This window comes from Pseudomonas sp. BO3-4 (genome assembly GCF_034044115.1).
GTDB classification, from domain to species: domain Bacteria; phylum Pseudomonadota; class Gammaproteobacteria; order Pseudomonadales; family Pseudomonadaceae; genus Aquipseudomonas; species Aquipseudomonas alloputida.
In genome coordinates this window covers 1,692,739-1,710,356 of record NZ_CP139018.1, presented here as the reverse complement: position 1 = coordinate 1,710,356, position 17,618 = coordinate 1,692,739, and the positions used below count along the sequence as shown (strand labels likewise).

The window sequence follows — 17,618 nt, the reverse complement described above, 5'->3', positions numbered from 1 at the left end:
CAAGCAAACTCTATCTATTGATTTGGCAGGGACACTGTAGAAACAACCGTCATGCGCAAAACTTCAAAGCTCGCACGCCCCTCTGTGGGAGCGGGCAAGCCCGCGAACACCGGCGTAGCCGGTGCCATTCACCGAGTCGCTGGCTTCGCGGGCATGCCCGCTGCCACAGGGGGCGGCGGCACATTCAAAATCGTGTTCGTATCAGCGACGGGGAATTGACGTATCACGGCCTCGCTACCGTTGCTTGTATTGCCGGTGCACTTTGTGTGCCAGCACGGCGCAATGCGGCATCCGGTGTGGCATTGGCGCTGCCCGAGCCTGTCAGGCTGCGGCGCACTTCCAGGTTACGGGAAATCACCAGCACCACCCGGCGGTTGCGTGCGCGCCCTTCGGCGGTATCGTTGCTGGCCACCGGCTGGTACTCGCCGTAGCCCACCGAAGCCATGCGTGCCGGGTTGACGCCCTCCATGGCCAGCAGCCGCACGATGCTGGCCGCGCGCGCCGAGGACAACTCCCAGTTGGTGGGGTACTGCGCGGTGCGGATCGGCAGGTTGTCGGTGAAGCCTTCGACGTGCACCGGGTTGGCAAACGGCTTGAGGATGTTGGCCACCTTCTCGATGATCGCAAACGCCTTGTCACTGGGCATCGCGTCACCACTGCCAAACAGCAGCGACGAGTTGAGCTCGATCTCGATCCACAGCTCGTTGCCGCGCACGGTCATCTGGTCGCTGTTGATCAGGTCGCCGAAGGCATCGCGCACGTCATCGCTGATGGTTTTCAACGGGTCGACATTGGTCGCCGCCAGGCCCGCTTCGGTCTGCTCGCTGTCTTTGACCAGCGGTTCGGCCGGGCGCACGCTCAGCGGCTGCTCATCGCCAATCGGGATCGGCTTCATGCTGCGCTCGGGGTCGTTGAATACCCCGAGCAAGGCCTGGGAAATAACCTTGTACTTGCCCTCGTTGATCGAGGAAATCGAATACATCACCACGAAAAAGGCGAACAGCAACGTGATGAAGTCGGCGTACGACACCAGCCAGCGCTCGTGGTTTTCGTGTTCCTCGGTATGACGACGGCGACGCATGGGTTACTCCATGAAGCCTTGCAGCTTCAGCTCGATCGAGCGCGGGTTTTCACCTTCGGCAATCGACAGCAGGCCTTCGAGCAGCATTTCACGGTAGCGCGACTGGCGCATGACGATGGCCTTGAGCTTGCTGGCGACCGGCAATAGCACAAGGTTGGCACTGGCCACACCGTAAATGGTGGCGACAAAGGCCACGGCAATGCCATTGCCCAGTTGCGACGGGTCGGCCAGATTGCCCATCACATGGATAAGGCCCATGACCGCCCCGATGATGCCGATGGTCGGCGCATAGCCGCCCATGCTTTCGAATACCTTGGCTGCCTGGATGTCACGGCCTTCCTGGGTAAGGAAGTCGACCTCAAGGATGCTGCGGATCGCTTCAGGCTCGGCGCCGTCCACCAGCAGTTGCAGGCCCTTGCGCGCATAGGGGTCGGGCTCGCTGTCCGCTACCCCTTCCAGGCCCAGCAGGCCTTCTTTGCGAGCGGTCAGGCTCCAGTTCACCACGCGGTCGATGCCGCCCGCCAGGTCAACCCGCGGAGGAAACAGGATCCAACGCAAAATCTGCAAGGCGCGCTTGAACGACGACAGCGGCGACTGCAACAACGCCGCCGCCAGGGTGCCTCCCAGCACGATCAGAGCCGCCGGGCCATTGACCAGAGCACCGACATGACCGCCTTCAAGGAAGTTGCCACCGACGATGGCAACGAAAGCCAGGATCAGACCGATCAGGCTAAGGACGTCCATCAGACGCACGCCTCCACCAGGTGCTTGCCGATTTCGTCAAGGCTGTACACGGCATCCGCCAGGTTGGCCTTGACGATCGCCATGGGCATGCCATAAATCACGCAGCTGGCTTCATCCTGGGCCCACACCGTGCTGCCCCCCTGCTTGAGCAGGCGCGCGCCCTCGCGGCCATCGGCGCCCATGCCGGTGAGCACCACCGACAACACCTTGTCACCGTACGACTTGGCCGCCGAACCGAAGGTGATGTCCACGCACGGCTTGTAGTTCAGGCGCTCGTCGCCGGGCAGGATCTTCACTGTGCCACGGCCATCGATCATCATCTGCTTGCCACCGGGGGCCAGCAGGGCAAGGCCCGGGCGCAGCATGTCGCCGTCTTCGGCTTCCTTGACGCTGATGCGGCACAGCTTGTCCAGGCGTTCGGCAAACGCTTTGGTGAACGCCGCCGGCATGTGCTGGATCAACACGATCGGCGCCGGGAAATTGGCCGGCAGCTGGGTCAGTACCCGCTGCAGCGCCACCGGCCCCCCCGTGGAGGTACCGATGGCCACCAGTTTGTAGGGTTTGCGCTTGGGTGCCGGCGACTGCGAGGCTGCCGGTGTCGGGGCCGCTGCACGGGCAGGCGCTGCCGGGCGCGTCTGCGCCTGGCTGGCGAAAGTGCTGGCGGGCGCTGGCGCGGCGACCGGCGCCGTTCTGGCATAGCTGCCGATCCTGCGGTTGCTGCGCGAAATGGTGTGCACCTTCTCGCACAGCAACTGCTTGACCTTGTCAGGGTTGCGCGAGATGTCCTCGAAGTTTTTCGGCAGGTAGTCCACTGCGCCGGCATCCAGCGCGTCGAGGGTGACGCGGGCGCCTTCATGGGTCAGCGACGAGAACATCAATACGGGCGTCGGGCAGCGCTGCATGATGTGCCGCACGGCGGTAATGCCATCCATCATGGGCATTTCGTAGTCCATGGTGATCACATCGGGCTTGAGCGCCAGCGCCTGGTCGATTGCTTCCTTGCCGTTGGTCGCGGTACCCACTACCTGGATCGTTGGATCCGCCGAGAGGATTTCCGAGACACGGCGGCGGAAGAAACCAGAATCATCCACCACCAGGACCTTGACTGCCATAAACACTCCATTAGGCGGCGCAACCCGCCAGGGCGCGCCACCGAAATCAAATACGCCGCGCGGCGTAACGCTTGAGCATGCTCGGGACGTCGAGAATCAACGCGATGCGACCGTCGCCGGTAATGGTGGCCCCGGACATGCCCGGGGTGCCTTGCAGCATCTTGCCCAGCGGCTTGATGACCACTTCTTCCTGGCCCACCAGCTGGTCAACGACAAAACCGATGCGCTGGGTGCCGACCGACAGAATGACCACGTGGCCCTCGTGCTGCTCTTCGTGCACCTGGCCCTGGACCAGCCAGCGCTTGAGGTAGAACAGCGGCAGCGCCTTGTCGCGCACGATCACCACTTCCTGGCCGTCCACCACGTTGGTGCGCGACAGGTCGAGGTGGAAGATCTCGTTGACGTTTACCAGCGGGAAGGCGAACGCCTGGTTGCCCAACATCACCATCAGGGTGGGCATGATCGCCAGGGTCAGCGGCACCTTGATGACGATCTTGGAGCCTTGGCCCTTGGCCGAGAAAATGTTGATCGAGCCGTTGAGCTGGGAGATCTTGGTTTTCACCACATCCATGCCCACGCCACGCCCGGACACATCGGAAATCTCGGTCTTGGTCGAGAAGCCAGGTGCGAAGATCAGGTTGTAGCAGTCCGACTCGCTCAGGCGCTCGGCGGCGTCCTTGTCCATCAGGCCCTTTTCCACGGCCTTGGCGCGCAGGATGTTCGGGTCCATGCCCTTGCCATCGTCCGAGATCGACAGCAGGATGTGGTCGCCTTCCTGTTCGGCCGACAGCACTACGCGGCCGGTACGTGCCTTGCCAGACGTTTCACGCTCCTCGGGCATCTCGATACCGTGGTCGACCGCATTGCGCACCAAGTGCACCAGCGGGTCGGCCAAGGCTTCTACGAGGTTCTTGTCAAGGTCGGTCTCTTCGCCGACCAGCTCCAGATTGATCTCTTTCTTCAACTGGCGCGCCAGGTCGCGGACCAGGCGCGGGAAGCGGCCGAAGACTTTCTTGATCGGCTGCATACGGGTTTTCATCACCGCGGTCTGCAGGTCGGCGGTGACCACGTCAAGGTTGGACACGGCCTTGGACATGGCCTCGTCGCCGCTGTTCAGGCCCAGGCGCACCAGACGGTTACGCACCAGCACCAGTTCGCCGACCATGTTCATGATCTCGTCCAGGCGCGCGGTATCGACGCGTACCGTGGTTTCCGCTTCGCTGGCGGCATGCTTTTCAGCGGCCGGGGCCGGCGCGCGAGGCGCCGCGGCAGGTTTGCTGGCCGGCGAAGGCGCTGGCGCTGGCGCGGCAGCGGGCTTGGTCACTGGCGGGCTTTCGGCCTTGGCGGCAGCCGGCGCTTGCGCCTGGACAGCAGCCGGGGCCTCTACAGCGGCAACATCGCCACCGAACTTGCCCTTGCCGTGCAACTGGTCCAGCAGGGCTTCGAACTCGTGCTCGCTGATTTCATCGCTGGCGGCACTGTTGTCGGGTGCGGCAGGCGCTGGTGCCTGGGCGGCTGGCAAGGCGCCAGCCTGGAAGGTGCCCTTGCCATGCAGCTGGTCGAGCAGCGATTCGAATTCGGCGTCGGTGATCTCATCACTGACCGCTTCGCTGCTGACGGCCACCGGCGGCGCGGCAACCTCGGCATTGAACTGGCCCTTGCCGTGCAACTGGTCGAGCAGCGATTCGAACTCGGCGTCGGTGATTTCATCACCCGCACCGCTGACAGTCTCGCCCTGCATCTGCTCGTCGGCCGCCGCTTGCGCCTTGATCGCATCGAGCGAATCGAGCAACTGCTCGAATTCACTGTCAGTGATGTCCTGGTGTTGCTCCTCGGCCTCGGCCGGCGCGGCAACCGACACGTCGGCAACCGGCGCCGGTGCAGGCGCTGCAACAGTTTCGGCTGCGCCAGGTTCGGCCAGGCGCGACAACGCTGCCAGCAGTGCGGGGGTGGCCGGTGTCACTTCGGCACGCTCGCGCACCTGGCCAAACATGCTGTTGACCGTATCCAGTGCCTCGAGCACCACATCCATCAGTTCCGCATCGACCCGGCGCTCACCTTTGCGCAGGACGTCGAACACGTTCTCGGCGATATGGCAGCACTCCACCAGCTCGTTCAGCTGGAGGAAGCCGGCGCCCCCTTTTACAGTGTGGAAACCGCGAAAGATCGCATTGAGCAGGTCGGCATCGTCAGGTCGGCTTTCCAGCTCGACCAGTTGCTCGGACAATTGCTCAAGAATTTCGCCGGCTTCTACCAGGAAATCCTGGAGGATTTCTTCATCGGCGCCGAAGCTCATCAAACGTGCTCCTTAAAAACCAAGGCTGGACAGCAGATCATCGACATCGTCCTGACCGGACACGACGTCTTCACGCTTATCGGCATGAATCTGCGGACCTTCACCCCGAGTCGGATGTTTTTCTCGATCTTTTTCTGCACGCAATTGATCGTGGTCATGTTTTATACCGGCAAAGCGGTCGACCTGGCTGGCCATCAGCACCAGCTTGAGCAGGTTGCTTTCCACCTCGGTCACCAGTGCGGTGACGCGCTTGATCACCTGGCCGGTCAGGTCCTGATAGTCCTGGGCCAGCAAAATGTCATTGAGGTGCCCGGAAACCTTGCGGTTACCCTCGGCGCTGTGCGTCAGGAAACTGTCGACTCGCTTGACCAGATCACGGAATTCCGGCGCAGCCACTTCGCGGCGCATGAAGCGCTGCCAGTCGGTACTCAGGGCCTTGGCCTCGCTGGCCAGCTCATTGAGCACCGGTGTGCTTTCCTCGACCAGGTCCATGGTGCGGTTGGCCGCGCCCTCGGTCAGCTTGACCACATATGACAGGCGCTCGGTGGCGTCGGTAATTTGCGACACCTCTTCTGCCTGCGGCATGGTGGGGTCGATCTGGAAACTGACGATGGCACTGTGCAGCTCGCGAGTCAGCTTGCCGACTTCCTGGTACAGGCCGCGGTCGCGGGTCTGGTTCAGTTCGTGAATCAACTGCACCGCCTCGCCGAAACGGCCCCGCTCCAGGCTTTCGACCAACTCCTGAGCATGCTTCTTCAGGGTCGACTCGAACTCGCCCAAAGACGTTTGTGATGAATCCATGACGCGCCCCCCCCTGACGTGACTCAGCCGTTGACGCGTTCGAAGATCTTCTCGATCTTCTCTTTGAGCACCTGAGCGGTGAACGGCTTGACCACGTAACCATTGACGCCGGCCTGTGCCGCTTCAATGATCTGGTCGCGCTTGGCTTCAGCGGTCACCATCAAGACCGGCATGCTTTTCAGCTTGTCGCTGGCACGCACTTTACGCAGCAGGTCGATGCCGGACATGCCCGGCATGTTCCAGTCGGTCACCAGGAAGTCGTAGTGACCGTTTTCCAGCATCGGCAACGCCGTGGTGCCGTCATCGGCTTCGTCGGTGTTGGTGAAACCCAGGTCACGCAACAGGTTCTTGATGATCCGCCGCATCGTCGAAAAGTCGTCAACGATGAGGATTTTCATGTTCTTGTCCAATTAGACCTCCAAGCAGTCTCAAACGCGCTCGGCCTACCGAGCACGCACTCATTCAATTCGGTACAACGTGGAAAACGACTGCAACGACAGTGGGCTCAACGCGCCCGCCATTCCCCCAGGCGGCTGCGCAGGCGCGCGGCACATTGGCTGTGCAACTGGCTGACCCGCGACTCGCTGACACCCAGCACCTCACCGATTTCCTTGAGGTTCAGCTCTTCGTCGTAGTACAGCGCCAGCACCAGGCGCTCACGCTCCGGCAGGTTGGCGATAGCCTCGGTCAGGGCAGCCTGGAAGCGCTCCTCCTCCAGGCCGCGCGCAGGTTCGACCTGGCCACTGGCGCCATCCTCATGCAGCCCTTCGTGCTCGCCGTCCTGCAACAGGTCGTCGAAGCTGAACAGGCGGCTGCCCAGGGTATCGTTCAAGATCCCGTAGTAATCATCGAGACTCAATTGGAGTTCGGCAGCAACTTCATGATCTTTAGCGTCACGGCCTGTTCTGGCCTCAACTGCACGCATGGCATCACTGACCATACGGGTGTTGCGGTGTACCGAACGCGGTGCCCAATCGCCTTTGCGCACTTCGTCCAGCATGGCCCCGCGGATGCGGATGCCGGCGTAGGTCTCAAAGCTGGCGCCCTTGCTGGCGTCGTATTTGTTGGCCACTTCCAGCAGGCCGATCATGCCGGCCTGGATCAGGTCCTCGACTTGCACGTTGGCCGGCAACCGCGCCAACAGGTGGTACGCGATGCGCTTGACCAGCGGGGCGTAGCGTTCGATCAGCTCGTACTGGGCGTCCTTCGCCGCCCGGCTGTACATCTTGAAGCCGCTGGCGTTCATAGTACGGGTCCCGCGCTGGTGGGTTGCACCAAGCGCTCGACAAAGAACTCCAGATGGCCGCGCGGATTGGCCGGCAGCGGCCAGCTGTCGACCTTCTGGGCAATCGCCTTGAAGGCCAGCGCACACTTGGAGCGAGGGAAGGCTTCGTAGACGGCACGCTGCTTCTGCACCGCCTTGCGCACGCACTCGTCGTACGGCACGGCACCCACGTACTGCAGGGCCACGTCAAGGAAGCGGTCGGTGACCTTGGTCAGCTTGGCAAACAGGTTGCGCCCTTCCTGCGGGCTCTGCGCCATGTTGGCCAACACACGGAAACGGTTCATGCCATAGTCGCGATTGAGCAGCTTGATCAACGCGTAGGCGTCGGTAATCGAGGTAGGTTCATCACACACCACCAGCAGCACTTCCTGGGCGGCGCGAACGAAGCTGACCACCGAGTCACCGATACCCGCAGCGGTATCGATCACCAACACATCGAGGTTGTCGCCGATCTCGCTGAACGCCTGGATCAGCCCGGCATGCTGGGCCGGGGCCAGATGCACCATGCTCTGGGTGCCCGAGGCTGCCGGTACGATGCGCACACCGCCGGGGCCCTGCAGCATCACGTCACGCAGCTCGCAACGCCCTTCAATCACATCGGCGAGGGTACGTTTGGGGGTAAGGCCCAGCAACACGTCGACATTGGCCAGGCCCAGGTCGGCGTCCAGCAGCATGACCCTGCGGCCAAGCTCGGCCAGCGCCAGGGACAAGTTCACTGAAACGTTAGTCTTGCCGACGCCACCTTTGCCACCGGTCACGGCGATCACCTGTACGGGATGCATGCTACCCATGTCTGTTCTTTACCTTGTCTCGCTGGGACTCAGGCCACACGTAGGGCAATTCTGCGTGCCCCTTGGCATAGCGACTTTGCACACGCTTCATGGTCAACCCGCTCGCCGTGGGTTGTGATAGAGATCAGCGAACATGTCGGCCATGGCCTCTTCGCTGGGCTCGTCCTGCTGCTGCACATTCACCGCCCGCGTGACCAACTGGTGGCCCCTTGGCAGGTGCAGGTCGTCAGGAATGCGTGGGCCATCGGTAAGATAGGCCACTGGCAGTTCATGACTGATGGCAAGGCTCAACACATCGCCAAGGCTTGCCGTTTCATCGAGTTTGGTCAGGATGCAGCCGGCCAGGCCACAGCGCTTGTAGCTGTGGTAGGCGGCGGTCAGCACCTGCTTCTGGCTGGTGGTGGCCAGCACCAGGTAGTTCTTCGCGGCAATGCCACGCCCGGCCAAGGTTTCCAGCTGCATGCGCAGCGCAGGGTCGCTGGCCTGCAGGCCGGCAGTATCGATCAGCACCACGCGCTTGCGCAGCAGTGGCTCCAGCGCTGCTGCCAGCGACTGGCCCGGGTCGACGTAAGTCACCGGCACGTTGAGGATGCGGCCCAGGGTCTTGAGCTGCTCCTGGGCGCCGATACGGAAGCTGTCCATGCTCACCAGCGCCAGGTTCTGCGCGCCGTACTTGAGCACGTAGCGCGCGGCCAGCTTGGCCAGGGTGGTGGTCTTGCCCATGCCCGCCGGGCCGACCATGGCGATCACCCCGCCCTCTTCGATCGGCTCGATTTCAGGTACTTCGATCATCCGCGCCAAGTGAGCCAGCAGCATGCGCCAGGCCTGGCGCGGTTCCTCGATCTCGGCGGTCAGGTCCAGCAGCTCGCGGGCGATCGGCCCGGACAGGCCGATGCGCTGCAGGCGGCGCCAAAGGTTGGCCTGCTGCGGCTTGCTGCCCTGCAGCTGATTCCAGGCCAGCGAGCCGAGTTGCACTTCCAGCAGCTCGCGCAGGCCCGACAGCTCCGAGCGCATGGCATCGAACAGGCGCGGGTCAACCGGCGCAGCAGCCGGTACGGCGGCGGCCTCAGGGGCATCGACGTGCGGCTCGATCAACGGTTCGGCAGCGGTCAAAGATTGCCCGGCGAACAATTGGCGGTTGTTGTCGCTGCTGTCCTGACGCTGGTCCAGCTCGGCCTGGGCAGTGGCAATGCGCGTGTGGGTCTTGCGCAGCTCTTCTTCCAGCTCGGCGTTGGGCACACGCGGGGCCAGGGCGGACAGCTTGTAGTCCAGCGCGGCCGTCAGCTCGACACCACCGGCAATGCGGCGGTTGCCAATGATTGCGGCATCGGCGCCCAGCTCGTCACGGACCAGTTTCATGGCCTGACGCATATCGGCGGCGAAAAATCGCTTAACTTGCATTATCCCCTACCTCAGCCGTTAGGGCCCACGGTGGCAACGATGGTGACTTGCTTGTTGTCCGGTATTTCCTGATACGCCAGAACATGCAAATTCGGTACAGCCAGGCGACCGAAACGCGACAACATGGCGCGGATCGGGCCGGCGACCAGCAGGATGGCCGGCTGACCCTGCATTTCCTGGCGCTGGGCCGCCTCGATCAGCGAACGTTGCAGCTTCTCGGCCATGCTAGGCTCCAGAAGAACACCATCTTCCTGACCCTGCCCGGCCCTTTGCAGACTATTCAGCAAAATCTGTTCCAACCTTGGCTCCAGGGTAATCACTGGAAGCTCCGACTCAACGCCGACAATGCTTTGCACGATGGCGCGACACAATCCGACGCGCACCACCGCCACCAGTGCGGCGGTATCTTGACTCTTGCCGGCGTTGTTCGCGATAGCCTCGGCAATACTGCGAATATCGCGCACTGGCACCTGTTCCGACAACAGGGCTTGCAGCACCTTGAGCAGCCCCGACAAGGAAATGACACCCGGCACCAGCTCTTCTGCAAGTTTAGGCGATGCCTTGGCAAGCACCTGCAGCAGTTGCTGAACCTCTTCGTGGCCGATCAGCTCGTGGCAATGTTTCTGCAGGATCTGGTTGAGGTGGGTGGCCACCACGGTGCTGGCATCGACCACGGTGTAACCCAGCGACTGCGCCTGTGAGCGCTGGCCGACGTCGATCCACACCGCTTCCAGGCCAAACGCCGGGTCGCGCGCGGCAATACCGTTGAGGGTGCCAAACACCTGCCCAGGGTTGATCGCCAGTTCGCGGTCCGGGTAGATCTCCGCCTCGGCCAGAATCACCCCCATCAGGGTCAGGCGATAGGCGCTGGGCTGCAGGTCGAGGTTGTCACGAATGTGCACGGTGGGCATCAGGAAGCCCAGGTCCTGCGACAGCTTCTTGCGCACGCCCTTGATCCGCGCCAGCAACTGGCCGCCCTGGTTGCGATCGACCAGCGGGATCAGCCGATAGCCGACCTCCAGGCCGATCATGTCGATGGGGGTGACGTCGTCCCAACCCAGCTCCTTGGTTTCCAGCGCGCGCTGTGGCGAGGGCAGCAGGTCCTGCTGACGCTGCGCCTCTTGCTGGGCTTTGACCTTGGCCTGTTGCTGTTTCTTCCACACCAGGTAGGCGCCGCCGGCCGCCATCAGGCCGAGGCTGAGGAAGGCAATGTGCGGCATGCCCGGCACCAGGCCCATGACGATCATCAGCCCCGCCGACACCGCCAGCGCCTTGGGCGAATCGAACATCTGCCGATTGATCAGCTTGCCCATGTCTTCAGAGCCTGAAGCACGGGTGACCATGATCGCGGCGGCGGTGGACAGCAGCAGTGATGGCAATTGCGCCACCAAACCGTCACCAATGGTCAGCAGGGCATAGACCTTGCCGGCCTCGCTGAACGACATATTGTGCTGCAGCATGCCGATGAGCATGCCACCGATCAGGTTGATGAACAGGATCAGCAAGCCGGCGATGGCGTCGCCGCGCACGAACTTGCTGGCACCGTCCATCGAACCGTAGAACTCGGCCTCCTGCGCCACCTCGGCACGGCGGTGCTTGGCCTGAGCCTGGTCGATCAGGCCGGCATTGAGGTCGGCGTCGATGGCCATCTGCTTGCCGGGCATGGCGTCGAGGGTGAAACGCGCACTCACTTCCGAGATACGCCCGGCACCCTTGGTCACCACCACGAAGTTGATGATCATGAGGATGGCGAACACCACGGCACCGACCACGTAGTTACCGCCGATCACCACCTCACCGAAGGCCTGGATCACTTTACCGGCAGCGCCGTGGCCCTCCTGGCCATGCAGCATGACCACACGGGTGGACGCCACGTTCAGGGCCAGGCGCAACAACGTGGCCACCAGCAGGATGGTGGGGAACGCGGCAAAGTCGAGCGGGCGCAAGGCGTATACACAGACCAGCAGCACCACGATCGACAGGGCGATGTTGAACGTGAAGAACACGTCGAGCAGGAACGGCGGTATTGGCAACATCATCATTGCCAACATCACCAGCAGCAACAGCGGCACCCCCAGGTTGCCCCGGCCGAGCCCGGCCAGGTTGTTGCGGGCGTTGCTGATTAACTGAGTGCGATCCACCGCGAGTCCTCTTGATGCAAAACTTTGACGCCCAGGGGGCGCCTGGGCGTGGCTCTGCAAGAAGCTTTCCAACTTTGGCTGACACCCACACGAAAAGATGAACCGGGCGAACTCCATCGCGTTGGCTGATGGCTCATCAGCAGGCAATCACCGAGAGAAACGAGACCTCCCGCCCCACTCGCCTCAACGGCAAAGGCCCAAGGCTGAACCTCTTGAAAAGCCAAAGAGAGGGAGGCCCACTGCAAAAAAATTCTGAGCGACTTGATCATGCAAAAGCTCATGGTTTCTATGCGGATGTAGGGAGCCAATGACTGCTCAAAGGCATGAACATCATGCCAATTACTCGATTGGTAGCTCTAGTGAGTCTGTGATACCTTCGCCAGCGCTTTTGACTACATCGCTTGACCCGGAGAACATGGTGGCAAACTCTCTCGATAGCTTTATCGTTCCTGACAAACATCGCCATAAAACCGCGATGGATTATGTAGTCGAGTCGCTACGCGAAGGCATACTTTCTGGCGCAATAGCCGAAGGTACGGCTTTGCGCCAAGAAGAGCTAGCCTCAAAATTCGGTTTGAGTCGAATGCCGATAAGGGACGCCATAAGGCAGTTGGAGGCCGAAGGGCTTGTTACCTACGAAGTCCATAAAGGGGCCTCTGTAGCGATCATGACGATTGAAGACATTGTCGAGATCTATGATATGCGGATCATGGCAGAATGCACCGCCTTGGACTTTGGTTTTGACAACATCGTAGAAAATGATCTGGCGCAGATGTACGAACTCATATCTGCCATGGAGCATGCCACCGACCCGCACCACCTTAGCGAACTCAATGAAAAATTCCATCACTTTCTTTATTCAAAAGCAAAGCGCCCCAGGTTACTTGCATTAATTAAGTCCCTTCATGACTCGGTGGATCGCCATCTTCGTTTTTTGTTGACAAATCTCGACTATCACAAGAAATCGCAACAGGATCATAAAAGCATTTTGAGCGCTTGCGCCAAGGGTGATCGCGAAGCCGCCAAGCAATTTTTAGCCGAGCACCTTGCCGAGGGACGAGATGCAATCGTTACGTTTCTTGAGAAGCGGCGTCGGCAGGACGTGTCATAAACGTTCTTTAGATGCTGATGAGAGCCCATATTCGACTAGCGCTCCTACCAACTTCGGCGGAGGGTAACCGGAGCACTCAAACATCTTCGGGTACATACTGGCACTCGTAAATCCGGGTAAGGTATTGATCTCATTGAGAATAATCTCACCCTCTTCTGTCAAGAAAAAATCCACCCTGGCGTACCCCTTCAGTTCAAGGCATCTAAACGCCTGGACAGATAAAGCCTGGATGCGCGCGACAATGTCAGGTGGCAACAAGCTTGGCACACGAAGACCTGTCACACTGTTGGAATCGTATTTCGCCTGATAATCGTAATAGGCGTGCCCTTCCTTTTTGATTATTTCACCCACCACCGAGGCCATCAAACCCTCCTCAAGCTCGAGCACACCACACTCTATCTCTCTTCCACAGACAGCAGCCTCCACCAGCACCTTTGTGTCTTCTCGTGCTGCAATAGCAAATGCCGCAGCATATTCCAAGGCGTTGGAGACCCTAGACACACCAATCGATGAGCCCGAAGTAGCGGGCTTTACGAAGAGCGTGCTGCTACCCAGGCACTCAACCAGTTCCTCCCAAGGACGCATGGAGTTCATGGCCAGCCAAGGCCCCACAACAAGCCCGGCAGACTGGACCATTCTCTTTGTGACATCTTTATCCATGGCCATTGCCGAACCTAGCACCCCGGAGCCCACACACGGCAAACCGCACATCGCTGCCAATCCTTGAATTGTTCCATCCTCCCCCCACCGACCATGCAGTGCCGGGAAAAGCAAATCGATCCCAATCTCCACCGTGCCGCTCTCTTGAGTTGTGTATGAGAGCGAGCGATGGCCTGGACGAATTGAAATCAACGGAGCCGACCGATCAACCGCACCAGGGAACTGGCACGGCTCTCCTTGATACCTCCAGTTGCCCTCACGATCTATCCCTACACAGTGCACCCTGTGACCGAGAGCCATCAGCGCCGCGTGGATTGTAGCGGCGGAGCGTAGCGCCACTGAATGCTCTGAGCTCCGCCCCCCAAAAACCAGTGCGATCACATTTTGTTTCATTTCGACAGGCCTCAGTCAGGAGATTTTGGCTACTGTATCCAATATCCAAAAAAAATAACAACGGCATTTGCCGATATTCAGGAATGGAAGAGCATGCCTTTGCAAATCACTAAGGGGGCGACCCTGGGCGAGCGGTCGTCCGCCCCCAAAATCGTCACGCCTCATCTACAGATTCGAGCGATCGCGGTCTCGGCGCCGGAATGCATCAGCGGCCACAAATCAGGCAGGGCTTTGAACAGCACTGACCCTGTCAGCCTCTTTAACGCATGCCGCTATGCGGCAAGCCTCGCTAAACATAGGAAAGGTGCTTGGGGAAACAGCAACTGGGGGCGACTCGACAAAAAGTTGAGAGAGCATTTTTTGCTCATGTACTCACTGGATGACATGCATCGCTATGAAAATTTAATACAAGCATCTCGACCCAACATTCTATTCATTGGCGCCATGACGCTCTGCATGCCTGGCGCAGTGGAATGTGCAAAAGTCGCTAGAAAAATGTTCGGCGATAGATTACTCATCGTACTGGGTGGGCGGCACGTTAATGAAACGATATACCTTGCTGACGAAAGAAAGAGGCTACCCTCCCTCGTCAAACACCATAGAGCCTCGCCGGGGCGCCTTATCAGAGAGTGTGAAATCCCTCCACTATTTGACGTCATAATTTCCGGAGAGGCGGAAAAATTGATTGCAGAGATTGGCGAGCTTTTTAGTCGCTGCAATCAAAGCCCAGCGACGTTCATTGCAGAAAACCTGGATATGAAAACTGAAGGGCGATGGATCGCTGACTTCCCACGCATCGATAACACACTTGTAAGTGATGGCGTACCTCTGAAGCGCGACGAATTACCCTCAGCGGTCGGTACATTTGGGGTCACCGCTTCATTTGATGTTTTCGAGGGGCGCATGACCTCACATATATTCAGCGATACTGGGCCTGGGTGTATCTATGATTGTAATTTTTGCAGTGAACGCCGCAGCATTGCCGGAAACATCCAGGACATACAAGGCGCCCCACGACGACTCTACAATCAACTCAACGAGACAGTTAGCGCAGTAATGCAAGATCACCCCAGCAAGGGGGCAAGCGCATTCGTCGAAGATTCGATATTCCTTAGCGGTAGCCCAGTCGCAATCACACAGTTGTGTCAATTACTTGAGAAAGCCCCTTTAGAAGTCATTTTCGGAGGCCAATTCACGATCGATCAGATTCTTAGAAAAAAGGACGTTATTCAAAGGCTAGCCAAATGTGGCCTTAGGTATATATTCATCGGACTCGAAACGCTTGAACCACAAGAAATTGGGGGCATGAGCAAAGACGTTGATGGCAATAAACAAACGTGGAAAGACCGATTCTTACAAGCTCTGGACTTTATGGCTGCAAATCATATCGATTGCGGGTGCGCATTACTTTTTGGCTTGGGTGAAGCACATATCAGTCGCCGAAACTTGCTTAATGGACTCATAAAGCTTAAGCAGGAGACAGGACAGCCTATTACCTTAAGTGCAAACTGGGCGGTCCAGCACCCACTGCGGAGTAGCCGCGAAAGCGAGAATGAAAATTACCTGCGCTGGGGCACTCCCGAAGGTGAACTGCTGGAGTATTTCCATAGATTCGGTGAAGCCTCCCTCGAATATCCCTTACCCAATGTCTGTGCACCTCAGGTTGGCGAAGTTAAAGAAATAATCCTTCTTCTCAATGAGTTCGAGGCAAGCGATGCCTGAGATGACACGTAGTAAACTGGCCCAGGTTGGCCTCTTCCCCACAGGAGGAATCCAATCCACACAAACGCCAGCCATGGAGTGCACCAGCTATTTAGTCGACACCTTTGATCAGCTGCCACCCATCAATGAAGAAAGCCTAGCAGACATAGACAATGATCTTTTCAGTGGTCTGTACTATGGCGGCGTTGACACACCAACGACTCGACAACTTTCTCAGCGGGTAGCCGACCTCGAGAAGGGCAAGTTCGCAGTCTTAACACCTTCCGGGCAGTCCGCCTTCAACCTGTTGCTGACAACATTCGTGAAACCAGGTGATCACGTACTTGCTGGAGACACCATCGTTTACTCCACACGATGGCTGCTGAATCACTTTGAAAATATTGGTGTAAAAATTGAATACTTCACACCTAGCGAAGCCGCGACTCTAAAAAATAAACTAACTCTAAAGACAAAATTAATCATATTTGAAAACCCAGGCGCATTCACGTACGAGGTCATGAATATTAGTGCGATCGTCGAATCAAGACACGACCACCCAGCGCTGATTGTGGCCGACAACACATGGGCAGCATCACTATTTCACCACCCCTTATCACTCGGCGCGGACATCAGCTTGATTTCAATGAGCAAATACCACGGGGCTGTAGAGGGCATCTCTCTCGGAGCACTAATAACCAAGCGAAAAGATCTGTATGTAAACCTTAAAACCACCTCCGCATTAACGGGCAACCATGTGAGCTCACACGCCTGCTCAGCAGCAATTCGATCAATCAGCACGCTCGGCGCTCGCCTATCATTTCAAATGAGTACGACTCGCAAGGTACTTAGAAGCCTCAAGCCACTGCCTCTTTTAAAACAGGCAATACATCCCATTCTCCAAAACACTGAGCTCCACCTACAAAACTCGATGATCTATGGATTCAACAGCCTTTTCACCGCTGAATTTTCATGCTCTCGCAACGAACTGATATCTCGCCTGAACCGACTAAACCTAATAAAGATCGGCTATGGATGGGGCGGCACGACAAGCCTCGTCAATCTTATTGATACTCGCGACATGCCCTCAGCAAAAAGACTAGGCATTAACAGTGAGTGCGCAAGGATATATCTCGGACTTGAAGACCCAGACGAATTAACTCGCGATCTTACCAATGCATTTACTCAATAACCCTCACCCCAAAACTACCCGCAAGGATAAATTATGAAAAAAATAACAACACATGAAAGCTTTGCATTTACAGAAGCCGAGCTAAAAAGTCGCATTTTCAACTTCATGGATGCCGAACCCTTGAATGCCGCTCACATCATGGCCGGCCACCTCATGCTATTTTATGACAAACAGAGCGATCGACTGGCACCAGGAGTCTTTGAGGACATACAAGACCCTACATTAAAAGCACAAATCAAGGAGCGAGTGGGCATATTTCCCACCTATTCTTGGAAGTTAGCTATAGAATTCGCAGAGCACCATATAGTCAAGAATAACCAAAGCGGAAACCTACTCCTTTTGATCAACGATTGGCAATACGTCCCAAGCGACAAAATCACTCAAGACTATAGGGCCGAATTTTACAACCACTTCAAGCAACTTCCAACAAGCTACCTCACGCACCTTAACTCATCCTCAATCGTCACTACAAAAAATATCACACCCAGTCGCAAACATACACTTTGTTTCCCCGAGACATGGTTGAAAAATCGCTTTCAAAATGAGGCTTCTCGACTGGTGAAGCAAGGAAAACTCGAGAAACGATGTATTCCAGATCAACCAGAAATGTCCGAGATTTCATTCACTGACTCTTCGGGCACACCTTTACCACTGGTCAGTTGCGGCATGACCGGTTGCGCAGGTGAAATAACAGAAATGATTTCCGAAGCCTACAGAGCAGGCGCTCGGCTTTTGATTCTCCTCGCCCCAAATGAATGCCATGCTCCAATTAGAAAGGGAGTTGAGATCGCCCTCTCACTTTACGAGTTCGATCCTGTAAGCATATTGGTGGCAGATCTGGGAGGGAGCGGGGAGCTCACGACCGAAGAAATATACAGCAAAGGCATCCATATCGTCACCTATAGAACTTGA

15 protein-coding genes are annotated in these 17,618 nt (G+C 58.2%); 4 read left to right on the top strand and 11 right to left on the bottom strand.

Going from position 1 to position 17,618, the window contains the following annotated elements:
• Nucleotides 1-223: 223 nt before the first annotated feature.
• The 10 genes from motD to flhA form a co-directional block, all read right to left on the bottom strand.
• A complete protein-coding gene (gene motD / locus REH59_RS07930) occupies nucleotides 224-1,081 on the bottom strand; it encodes a flagellar motor protein MotD (protein WP_014755793.1) in 858 nt (285 codons plus the stop codon).
• Between the two features lie 3 nt (nucleotides 1,082-1,084).
• Entirely contained in the window at nucleotides 1,085-1,825 is a 741-nt protein-coding gene (locus REH59_RS07925; RefSeq protein WP_003254399.1) for a flagellar motor protein, read from the bottom strand.
• Nucleotides 1,825-2,937: a protein-glutamate methylesterase/protein-glutamine glutaminase gene (locus REH59_RS07920; RefSeq protein WP_003254400.1), complete on the bottom strand. Its 1,113-nt coding sequence runs from the start codon at nucleotides 2,935-2,937 to the stop codon at nucleotides 1,825-1,827. The genes REH59_RS07925 and REH59_RS07920 overlap by 1 nt, the downstream gene beginning before the upstream one ends.
• A 46-nt stretch (nucleotides 2,938-2,983) precedes the next feature.
• Nucleotides 2,984-5,233: a chemotaxis protein CheA gene (locus REH59_RS07915; protein ID WP_265536619.1), complete on the bottom strand. Its 2,250-nt coding sequence runs from the start codon at nucleotides 5,231-5,233 to the stop codon at nucleotides 2,984-2,986.
• A gap of 12 nt (nucleotides 5,234-5,245) precedes the next feature.
• Nucleotides 5,246-6,034 carry a protein phosphatase CheZ gene (locus tag REH59_RS07910; protein WP_003254403.1) on the bottom strand — a complete coding sequence of 263 codons (789 nt, stop codon included), beginning with the start codon at nucleotides 6,032-6,034 and terminating at the stop codon, nucleotides 5,246-5,248.
• 23 nt (nucleotides 6,035-6,057) lie between these two features.
• On the bottom strand, nucleotides 6,058-6,432 hold the full coding sequence (locus REH59_RS07905) for a chemotaxis response regulator CheY (protein WP_010955070.1): 375 nt from the start codon (nucleotides 6,430-6,432) through the stop codon (nucleotides 6,058-6,060).
• A gap of 107 nt (nucleotides 6,433-6,539) precedes the next feature.
• A complete protein-coding gene (gene fliA, locus REH59_RS07900) occupies nucleotides 6,540-7,280 on the bottom strand; it encodes an RNA polymerase sigma factor FliA (RefSeq protein ID WP_003254406.1) in 741 nt (246 codons plus the stop codon).
• Nucleotides 7,277-8,110, bottom strand: a complete 834-nt coding sequence (gene fleN, locus REH59_RS07895) for a flagellar synthesis regulator FleN (protein ID WP_003254408.1) — start codon at nucleotides 8,108-8,110, stop codon at nucleotides 7,277-7,279. Before fleN ends, fliA begins: the two co-directional genes overlap by 4 nt.
• A gap of 93 nt (nucleotides 8,111-8,203) precedes the next feature.
• On the bottom strand, nucleotides 8,204-9,511 hold the full coding sequence (gene flhF, locus REH59_RS07890; protein ID WP_003254409.1) for a flagellar biosynthesis protein FlhF: 1,308 nt from the start codon (nucleotides 9,509-9,511) through the stop codon (nucleotides 8,204-8,206).
• 11 nt (nucleotides 9,512-9,522) lie between these two features.
• A complete protein-coding gene (flhA, locus tag REH59_RS07885) occupies nucleotides 9,523-11,652 on the bottom strand; it encodes a flagellar biosynthesis protein FlhA (protein ID WP_003254410.1) in 2,130 nt (709 codons plus the stop codon).
• A 415-nt stretch (nucleotides 11,653-12,067) separates the two neighbouring features.
• Between flhA and REH59_RS07880 the strand changes: the two genes are divergently transcribed.
• Complete coding sequence (locus REH59_RS07880) at nucleotides 12,068-12,763, top strand: GntR family transcriptional regulator (RefSeq protein ID WP_017148172.1); 696 nt, start codon at nucleotides 12,068-12,070, stop codon at nucleotides 12,761-12,763.
• On the opposite strand, the gene REH59_RS07875 is transcribed toward REH59_RS07880, so the two are convergent.
• Entirely contained in the window at nucleotides 12,758-13,816 is a 1,059-nt protein-coding gene (locus REH59_RS07875) for a D-alanine--D-alanine ligase family protein (protein ID WP_128573665.1), read from the bottom strand. The two genes, REH59_RS07880 and REH59_RS07875, sit on opposite strands and share 6 nt — an antisense overlap.
• 93 nt (nucleotides 13,817-13,909) lie before the next feature.
• On the opposite strand from REH59_RS07875, the gene REH59_RS07870 reads away from it, so the two are divergent.
• Genes REH59_RS07870 through REH59_RS07860 form a run of 3 tightly spaced genes read left to right on the top strand, consistent with a single transcriptional unit; the run spans nucleotide 13,910 to nucleotide 17,618 of the window.
• Nucleotides 13,910-15,538, top strand: coding sequence for a B12-binding domain/radical SAM domain-containing protein (locus REH59_RS07870; protein ID WP_014860328.1), 1,629 nt, complete (start codon nucleotides 13,910-13,912; stop codon nucleotides 15,536-15,538).
• A gap of 1 nt (nucleotide 15,539) precedes the next feature.
• Nucleotides 15,540-16,706, top strand: coding sequence for a PLP-dependent transferase (locus REH59_RS07865; RefSeq protein WP_014860327.1), 1,167 nt, complete (start codon nucleotides 15,540-15,542; stop codon nucleotides 16,704-16,706).
• Between the two features lie 33 nt (nucleotides 16,707-16,739).
• Nucleotides 16,740-17,618, top strand: coding sequence for an LPD16 domain-containing protein (locus REH59_RS07860; protein WP_320450466.1), 879 nt, complete (start codon nucleotides 16,740-16,742; stop codon nucleotides 17,616-17,618).

What these genes read in the sequence shown, in the direction of transcription:
- motD (WP_014755793.1), bottom strand. Translation starts at nt 1,081, where the DNA reads ATGCGTCGCCGTCGTCATACCGAGGAACACGAAAACCACGAGCGCTGG.
- REH59_RS07925 (WP_003254399.1), bottom strand. Translation starts at nt 1,825, where the DNA reads ATGGACGTCCTTAGCCTGATCGGTCTGATCCTGGCTTTCGTTGCCATC.
- REH59_RS07920 (WP_003254400.1), bottom strand. Translation starts at nt 2,937, where the DNA reads ATGGCAGTCAAGGTCCTGGTGGTGGATGATTCTGGTTTCTTCCGCCGC.
- REH59_RS07915 (WP_265536619.1), bottom strand. Translation starts at nt 5,233, where the DNA reads ATGAGCTTCGGCGCCGATGAAGAAATCCTCCAGGATTTCCTGGTAGAA.
- REH59_RS07910 (WP_003254403.1), bottom strand. Translation starts at nt 6,034, where the DNA reads ATGGATTCATCACAAACGTCTTTGGGCGAGTTCGAGTCGACCCTGAAG.
- REH59_RS07905 (WP_010955070.1), bottom strand. Translation starts at nt 6,432, where the DNA reads ATGAAAATCCTCATCGTTGACGACTTTTCGACGATGCGGCGGATCATC.
- fliA (WP_003254406.1), bottom strand. Translation starts at nt 7,280, where the DNA reads ATGAACGCCAGCGGCTTCAAGATGTACAGCCGGGCGGCGAAGGACGCC.
- fleN (WP_003254408.1), bottom strand. Translation starts at nt 8,110, where the DNA reads ATGGGTAGCATGCATCCCGTACAGGTGATCGCCGTGACCGGTGGCAAA.
- flhF (WP_003254409.1), bottom strand. Translation starts at nt 9,511, where the DNA reads ATGCAAGTTAAGCGATTTTTCGCCGCCGATATGCGTCAGGCCATGAAA.
- REH59_RS07880 (WP_017148172.1), top strand. Translation starts at nt 12,068, where the DNA reads ATGGTGGCAAACTCTCTCGATAGCTTTATCGTTCCTGACAAACATCGC.
- REH59_RS07875 (WP_128573665.1), bottom strand. Translation starts at nt 13,816, where the DNA reads ATGAAACAAAATGTGATCGCACTGGTTTTTGGGGGGCGGAGCTCAGAG.
- REH59_RS07870 (WP_014860328.1), top strand. Translation starts at nt 13,910, where the DNA reads ATGCCTTTGCAAATCACTAAGGGGGCGACCCTGGGCGAGCGGTCGTCC.
- REH59_RS07865 (WP_014860327.1), top strand. Translation starts at nt 15,540, where the DNA reads ATGACACGTAGTAAACTGGCCCAGGTTGGCCTCTTCCCCACAGGAGGA.
- REH59_RS07860 (WP_320450466.1), top strand. Translation starts at nt 16,740, where the DNA reads ATGAAAAAAATAACAACACATGAAAGCTTTGCATTTACAGAAGCCGAG.